Source organism: Streptomyces sp. XM83C (assembly GCF_023072675.1).
Lineage (GTDB): Bacteria > Actinomycetota > Actinomycetes > Streptomycetales > Streptomycetaceae > Streptomyces > Streptomyces thermocoprophilus.
In genome coordinates this window covers 1-7,190 of record NZ_JALLGL010000303.1, presented here as the reverse complement: position 1 = coordinate 7,190, position 7,190 = coordinate 1, and the positions used below count along the sequence as shown (strand labels likewise).

Annotated in this window: 8 protein-coding genes; 1 reads left to right on the top strand and 7 read right to left on the bottom strand. The window is 71.4% G+C overall.

Annotated features, from left to right (window positions below; genetic code table 11):
- Positions 1-55 precede the first annotated feature (55 nt).
- The 3 genes from MTQ10_RS25365 to MTQ10_RS25355 all read right to left on the bottom strand — a co-directional run bounded on the left by MTQ10_RS25365 (position 56) and on the right by MTQ10_RS25355 (position 3,324).
- Positions 56-979 (bottom strand): winged helix-turn-helix domain-containing protein, encoded by a 924-nt coding sequence (locus tag MTQ10_RS25365; RefSeq protein ID WP_247472483.1) that lies wholly within the window; start codon positions 977-979, stop codon positions 56-58.
- Between the two features lie 356 nt (positions 980-1,335).
- Entirely contained in the window at positions 1,336-2,598 is a 1,263-nt protein-coding gene (locus MTQ10_RS25360; protein ID WP_247472482.1) for a GNAT family N-acetyltransferase, read from the bottom strand.
- A 117-nt stretch (positions 2,599-2,715) separates the two neighbouring features.
- The gene (locus MTQ10_RS25355) at positions 2,716-3,324 is read right to left on the bottom strand and encodes an RsiG family protein (RefSeq protein ID WP_247472481.1); all 609 of its coding nucleotides are present in this window, start codon (positions 3,322-3,324) and stop codon (positions 2,716-2,718) included.
- 157 nt (positions 3,325-3,481) lie between these two features.
- On the opposite strand from MTQ10_RS25355, the gene dtd reads away from it, so the two are divergent.
- Positions 3,482-3,907, top strand: a complete 426-nt coding sequence (gene dtd, locus MTQ10_RS25350; RefSeq protein WP_247472480.1) for a D-aminoacyl-tRNA deacylase — start codon at positions 3,482-3,484, stop codon at positions 3,905-3,907.
- A gap of 76 nt (positions 3,908-3,983) precedes the next feature.
- Here dtd and ygfZ read toward each other — a convergent pair whose 3' ends face one another.
- The 4 genes from ygfZ to MTQ10_RS25330 all read right to left on the bottom strand — a co-directional run.
- Positions 3,984-4,949: a CAF17-like 4Fe-4S cluster assembly/insertion protein YgfZ gene (ygfZ, locus tag MTQ10_RS25345; protein WP_247472479.1), complete on the bottom strand. Its 966-nt coding sequence runs from the start codon at positions 4,947-4,949 to the stop codon at positions 3,984-3,986.
- A 10-nt stretch (positions 4,950-4,959) separates the two neighbouring features.
- Positions 4,960-5,475 (bottom strand): Fur family transcriptional regulator, encoded by a 516-nt coding sequence (locus MTQ10_RS25340; RefSeq protein WP_247472478.1) that lies wholly within the window; start codon positions 5,473-5,475, stop codon positions 4,960-4,962.
- A 128-nt stretch (positions 5,476-5,603) separates the two neighbouring features.
- Positions 5,604-6,179, bottom strand: coding sequence for an FABP family protein (locus MTQ10_RS25335; protein WP_247472477.1), 576 nt, complete (start codon positions 6,177-6,179; stop codon positions 5,604-5,606).
- Positions 6,180-6,427: 248 nt separating this feature from the next.
- Positions 6,428-7,190: hypothetical protein (locus MTQ10_RS25330; RefSeq protein ID WP_247472476.1), on the bottom strand; the 763-nt coding region annotated here is incomplete at its 5' end.

Sequence of the window (7,190 nt, the reverse complement as noted above, 5' to 3'; positions counted from 1 at the left end):
GTGCCATCCCCGGCCGCCGAGCCCCCCACGCCCCCTCACCTGCGGACACGGCAGGCTATGACAGCAGCAGGTCGGAGCTGATCGTGTTCCACAGCGCGTCGAACCACAGCTGCGACTGTTCCACGAACGTGGTGTCCCGTGGGTTCGCCCCCTGCTCGAAGGCGAAGAGCGTGGAGCGGGTGCCCACGGCGTCGTACGTCTCCAGCGTGCGGTCGCCGATCTCCGCCTGGCGCTGTGTCAGCGTGTAGTAGGCGAGCAGCGCTTCCCTGCCGTTGAGCAGATACAGCTTCACCGGCGGCGTGAACGGCACCGCCCGGAACGTCACCCGCACATCGATCCCGTGCGTCGCCCGCAGCGCCAGCAGATTGTGCCGGAGCACCTGCCCCTGCGCGTTGCGCTGCGCGAGCCAGCGGTCGTGCACCACGTCGTCGGAGGGCGTCGGGCTGACCGGCGCCGGGAACGCCAGGTCGATCTTCCGCGACGGCAGCAGCACCCGCACATCGACCTTGGCCGGTTTCAGCTCCCCCGCGTGGATGCGGCGCAGCGGCTCGGAGATCGCGAGCGTGAGGGAGACCGCCGTCAGACACACCGCGTCGATCGTCACCCGCGGCGCCGCGAACGCCTCGGCGATCCGCGGGGCGAGGGCCACCATCGTGGGCTGCGGCGGCGCCTGGGGGCCGGCCGGCATCCGGGCGAGGGCGGCATTCGGGGACACGGTGGCCGGGGCGCCCTTGGAAACGTTGGTCAGCAGGTGCTCCGACTGCAGGATGCGCAGTGCCTGCCGTACGACACCGCGCTCCACGCCGAACTCCTCCACCAGCCGCGCCTGCGTGGGCATGCGCTGGCCCGGCCGCAGCACCCCGGAAGCGATCCGGGCACGCAGCTCCGCCGCGACCTCGTGCGGGGTCGGCGGTGGCGTACGGGGCCTCTGGGGCCTGGTCCGCCCATTGACGGAGGCGTGTTCCGGGTCCACACCCAAACGGTACAACTTCCCGCCATCTTGCGGCAGTTCACCGAAAGGTGGTTATAGGACGCTTCCAAGCGGAGATAAGTACGGTGAAGTTGGTCGCCAACTTCAGACAACATGGTCGAGCCGGTGAACGGTTGGCCAAAGCTCCCATCCGGAGGGGAGCCGGGAGCACGGCTCATCGACCCGGCACACCGAGGCACGGCACAGCCACAACCGAAGAGCGACGCACAGCCACAACTGAACACCGGTGCACAGCCACAACAGCACAGTGCCGTACAGCCACAACCGAACAGCGGTGCACAGCACAGCCACAACCGCATACGCAGCTACGGATCAGCAAGGAGCGATCGGCGCGAGGAGGACCGTCAGAACATGTCCGGGCACCACGGGCGCCTGGGCGTACGCAGCAGGGCGTCGGCCAGCCGGGCGGCGCCCGCTCGTTCCTCCCGGACCGTGCCGAGCGTCACGAGCCGCCCGACGGACTCGTCGCCGAGCCACAGCCGGGCCAGCTCCGCCACGTCCAGCGTGAGGTCGGCCGTGCGCGTGGTCGGCGTGCACGAGGCCCCGTCCGGGCCGGCCTCCAGCAGATACCGCCCGCCGGTGAAGCCGTCCGCGTCCACCGTCTCCAGCACCAGCTCACCGTCGGTGCCGTAGGTCCGGGCCTCCATCGCCCGCCGCACGTCCAGCAACCGCACCCACAGCCAGTCCGCCTGCGTCGTGATCCGCGCCGCGCGCGGGTCGGGCAGCAGCAGCGGCAGCACATCGTCCGGGGAGCGCCAGCCGCTCTTGACGGTCTGCACCCAGTCGATCGAGCACAGGTAGTGCCACAGAGCGCGCTCGGCCCGCGGGGTGGCTGTGATCAGCCAGTTGACCTCGGCCGTGTTCAACGGCTGCTTGGCGTCACCCCACTTGTCGTCGCACTCGTACGACACCATGCCCTCGATCTCGCCGTCCGCCGACCGGTACACCGCGTAGAAGGGCTCGGTCCACTTGCCGTCGAAGGTCACGGCGCCCGTGTTGGTCTGCCACCAGAAGTCCGTCCTGCTGACCGCGCCGGGCTGCGCGCGGCGCACCCGGTCGTGCAGCTCCGGGCCGAGCTTGCGGACGTCCTCCGCGTCGACGAGGTCGATACGGCCGCCGTCGTCGGGCACGGCGGGCCGGCGCGGGTCGAACCCGGCGCGCGGCACGTCGATCACCCACTCGGTCATCGTGGTGGCGGGGCCGTATCCGAACCGCCCGTAGATGCCGTACTCGGCGGCGATCAGCGTCGACACGACGTCCCCGCGCTCCTTCGCCGCCGCCAGGTCGGCGCCCATCATGCGGCTGAGCAGGCCCCGCCAGCGGTGGGTGGCGGTGACGGTCACGTTGGAGACGGCGTCGGCGGGCACGGTCGTACAGCCGACAGCGGTGACCTCCTGGTCGAACGAGCGGTACGTCGCCACGCAGCGCCCGCCGTCGAAGGCGCCCAGCAGCCGCCCCGGCACGAACTGCGGGCGGCGGCCTTCCACCACCTCGGCGGAGACGACCGGTTCCCGCAGGAAGCCGGCGTTCAGGGCACGCAGCCAGTCGGCGAACTCGTCCTCCTCGATGGGGCGGACGTCGATGGCGTGGGTGTTCGGACGGCTCATGAACGGCACGGTAGGTGCCGCACCGGCCGTCTGTCGCGTGTTTTTCGCCAGGGGCGGAGCACCCGCACCCGGCGCCCGGCCGCCGTGCGCCCCCCCCGCGTGACGCCTCCGGCCGTGTCACACCAGCAGGTCGTCCACCTGGGCCTCGCCCTCCCGGTAGCGGCGCGTGATCTCCGCGCCGCAGTCGTCCGCCGTGCGCTGCAACCGCTGCCGGCGCCGGGACACCTGCTGCTCGTACCGGACGAGCCGCCCCATCGCCTCGTGCAGCTCCCCGTCGGTCCGCGCGCCCAGGTCGGACAGTTCGACGTCGGCGAGCATCTCCGCGGCCAGCCGCCGGTACTCCTCGTTGTGCGGGGTGGCCAGCGTGACATGCCGGGCGGAGGAGCGGTTGCGGGCCGGGGCGTCGGCGAGGATCTCCGGCAGCCGCTCCACCACGGAGTCACCGGCCGCCACCGTCACCCTGGCCGCCTCCCCCACCGCCGTCACGGTGGTCGGGCCGCGCCGCGCCAGCTCCGCCCGCAGGATGTCGATACGTCCCTGGAGCAGCCGTCGCACATAGCTGAGGTCGGCCTCGTCGCGCTGCGCGTCCCGGCGCACGGTGCGCAGCTCGGGCAGGCTCAGCGCGGTCAGGTCGTGCTCGGCCGGCTCGGCCGGCATCCGCGGACCCTCGGTGCGCTGCGCGGGCGGCCGGAGGTCGGTCCGGTGCCCGGTACTCGGTGTGCTCATGTGCCTCTACCGTCCCCTCGACCGGTCAGGGCAGCATCGTGCCACCCCAAGTGGCCGCTATGTGACCGAGTGCCCCCGAACGGCCCTAGTTGGGGGGTTGGTCTTCGAAAACAGACGCGTCAACGGCCGGGTTCGCGGCGCCCGGCATGATGGTCGTATGCGTGCAGTGGTGCAGAGAGTGGACGGCGCGAGCGTCGTCGTGGACGGCGAGACCGTCGGGGAGATCAAGGGCGAGGGGCTGTGCGTCCTCGTCGGTGTGACGCACGAGGACACCAAGGAGAAGGCGGCGCAGCTCGCCCGCAAACTGTGGTCGATCCGGATGCTGGCGGACGAGAAGTCGTGCAGCGACATCAACGCCCCGCTGCTCGTGATCAGCCAGTTCACGCTGTACGGCGATGCCCGCAAGGGCCGCCGCCCCACCTGGAACGCCGCCGCGCCGGGCGAGGTCGCCGAGCCGCTGGTCGACGAGGTGGTGGCGCAGTTGCGCGCGCTGGGCGCGTCGGTGGAGACGGGCCGCTTCGGCGCGCAGATGCGGGTGTCGCTGACGAACGACGGCCCGTTCACGGTGCTGCTGGAGATCTGAGGCGTCCCGCCCCGCCGGGGCGCCTCGGCCTCTCGTCCCGGGCCTGAGCGCCCGGCCGGTCGGGGGGCCACCGGTGCTACGGCTCGACGACGACTTCCTGCGCGGCGGCCGTCGTACCCGCGAGCAGCCGGGCATCGACGGGGACGTTCCGCTTGACCAGGCCCAGGGCGACCGGCCCCAGCTCGTGATGGCGTACCGACGTCGTCACGAAGCCGATCCTGCGGCCGTCGGGGCCCTCGTCGGCGACACGGAGATCGGTGCCCGGCGCCGGCAGGTGGACTTCGCTGCCGTCGAGGTGCAGGAAGACCAGGCGGCGCGGCGGCTTGCCCAGGTTCTGGACGCGGGCGACGGTCTCCTGGCCGCGGTAGCAGCCCTTCTGGAGATGGACGGCGCTGCCGATCCAGCCCAGCTCGTGCGGGATGGTGCGATGGTCGGTCTCGAAGCCGAGGCGGGGCCGGTGCTGTTCGACGCGCAGCGCCTCGTAGGCGAGGATCCCGGCGGGCGGGCCGGCCTTCTCCGCGAAGGACTCCAGGTCGGCGCGGGGCAGGAAGAGATCACGGCCGTACGGCGTCTCGCGGACGACGACACCCTCGGGGGCCTCGGCGATGGAACCGGCGGGGACGTGGACGACCGCGAAGTCGGCGGTGCGGTCGGCGACCTCCACCCGGTAGAAGAACTTCATCGACTCCAGGTACGCGATCAGCGCGTCCTGGGTGCCGGGCTCGACGTGCGCCCAGACGGTCTCGCCGTCGTCCACCAGATACAGGGCGTGCTCGATGTGGCCGTGCGCGGAGAGGATCAGCGCCTCGGTGGCCTCGCCCGCGGGCAGCTCGCTGACATGCTGGGTGAGCAGCAGGTGCAGCCAGCCGAGCCGGTCGTCGCCGGAGACGGTGACCACCCCGCGGTGGGAGAGGTCGACGAAACCGGTGCCGTCGGCCAGGGCGCGCTGTTCACGGAACAGGTCGCCGTAGTGGGCGGCGACGCCTTCGTCCGCGCCTTCGGCGGGGACGGCGCCGGGCAGGGACAGCAGGGGGCTCTTCATGGCCTCAAGCCTACGACCCGGTGCTTGAATCCTTGAGCGCCTGGTCGTGCAGTGGGGACCTTCGGCCCACCGGGGCCTCGCGATCCGCCGGGGCCTCCTGTGCCGTCCGCCCGTCCTGGCAGTTCCGGCACCGGCCGAAGATCGCGAAGTGCTTCATGTCGGTGTCGAAGCCGAACTGCTCGCGCAGCTTGTCCGTGAACTCGGCGGCCACCGACAGATCGGCCTCGATGACGCCGGCGCAGTCCCGGCACACCAGGTGGATGTGGTGGTGCCGGTCGGCGAGATGGTAGGTCGGGGCGCCGTGCCCGAGATGGGCGTGGGAGACCAGGCCCAGCTCCTCCAGCAGCTCCAGCGTCCGGTAGACGGTGGAAATGTTGACCCCCGACGCCGTCTTCCTCACCTCGCTGAGGATGTCGTCGGGGGTCGCGTGCTCAAGGGTGTCCACGGCTTCGAGCACAAGTTGCCGCTGCGGGGTCAGCCGATAGCCGCGCTGCCGCAGGTCCGTCTTCCAGTCGGTGCTCACCACAACCATGAGTCTAGGACCAGTCGCGGCACCCGCACCGGCCCCGGCGCGGAGCGCGCCGGGAGAGGCCCGACCGACGGGAGAGGGCCCGCTCGAAGGCGGAGAGCGCCTGCGTGAAGACGGGAGAGGGCCTACTTGAAGAAGGCGATGCCGTCGTCCGGGAGGTCGTCCGGCAGGGCCTTGGCCCAGCGCTCGACGTCCTCGGGGGTCACGACCTTCTTCAGCTGCGCCGACATGTACGGGCGGAGGCTGACCTCGGGGGTCTGCTTCTCACCGGCCCACAGCAGGTCGCCCTTCACGTACCCGTACAGCCGCTTGCCGCCGCTGTACGGCGCCGACGCGGCGGTGCGGGCGACGGCGTCCGTGGCGAGGTCGATCTGCGGCTTCTGGTGGGCCAGCTCGCCGTACCAGACCTCGACGACACCGTCCTGGCGGACCATGACGACGTCCAGCTTGCGTTCGGCGTCGATACGCCAGTAGCCGTGCTCGGACTCCAGCGGGCGGACCTTGTTGCCGTCCTTGTCGAGCACCCAGCTGTGCGACTGGTACTCGAGGAAGTCCCGGCCGTCGTGCGAGAAGGTGACCTCCTGCCCGAAGTTGCACTTCTCGGAGCCGGGGAAGTCGTGCACACCCGCGCCCGCCCAGGTGCCGAGCAGGAAGGCGAGGGGGACGAGGTCCTTGTGGAGGTCGGACGGGATCTCGATCATGAGTGGCGGTTCCTGGAGAGGGGTCAGCGCTGGCCCTGGTACAGCTTCTTCACGGTCAGTCCGGCGAAGGCGAGAACGCCGACGCAGACCAGGACCAGCAGGGTTTCGAAGAAGATCTCCACGGGGTGCTCCTTGCGGTGAGCGGAGGTGCTGTACGTACACAGGGCCGGGCCCCAGCTTACGCGTCCGGGACCCGGCCCACTTTGTGAGGTGCGTCCTCGCTCCCCGACCCCTCGGTACGGCCTGCCTCAGCCGAGCAGCTCGCTCTGGAGGGTCACCGTCTGCTGGAAGGGCACCGCCGCCGCCGTGCCCTTCCGGGACTGCACGACCACGGCGAGGACGTCACCGGCGCCGACGTACGCCTGACGGACCTGTGCGGCGCCGTACGGCTTCGCCTCGGTGAACGCGACGCGCGACGTCTGCGCCACCTTCGCCGCGTCCGGGAACTCCTCGTCGAGCACCATCGTGTCGGCGTCCCGCACGGCGTACGGCGGGCTGTCGAACGTGAACACGTCGTTGAAGTTCCGGTCCACGACGGCCGCCGTGTCGAACTGGAGCAGGTAGATCCGGGTGCGGGTGCCGTCCGGCGTGGTCCAGCCGCGCGCCGCGATGTGCCGCAGACCGGCGTCGACGAGCTGCTGCCCGAAGTCGTCCCGGTCGCCGTCCTGGTACTCGGCCAGGAACGTCTTCGTCGGCAGCCACCCGTCCGTGCCGCGCAGCGCCTTGTCCTCGACCGCGCCCTTCGGGGCGGGCAGCACCAGGGCACGCAGGTCGGCGTAGTGCGCTCCGGCCCGGTTCGTCTTGTCGAAGGGGCCCGGGCTGCCGGACGGCAGCGGCGGCAGCACCAGCCTCGGGTACTCCCAGCGGCCGTCGGACTCGGTCGCCAGCCCGGGTACGTCGGTGCGCTCCATCCGCGTGATGCCGTACGCCGTGCCCGCGCCGACCGCCGCGAAAACCACGACGGCCGCGGTCCAGCGCAGCACGGCCCGCAGCACCCGCCGGTCCCTGGGG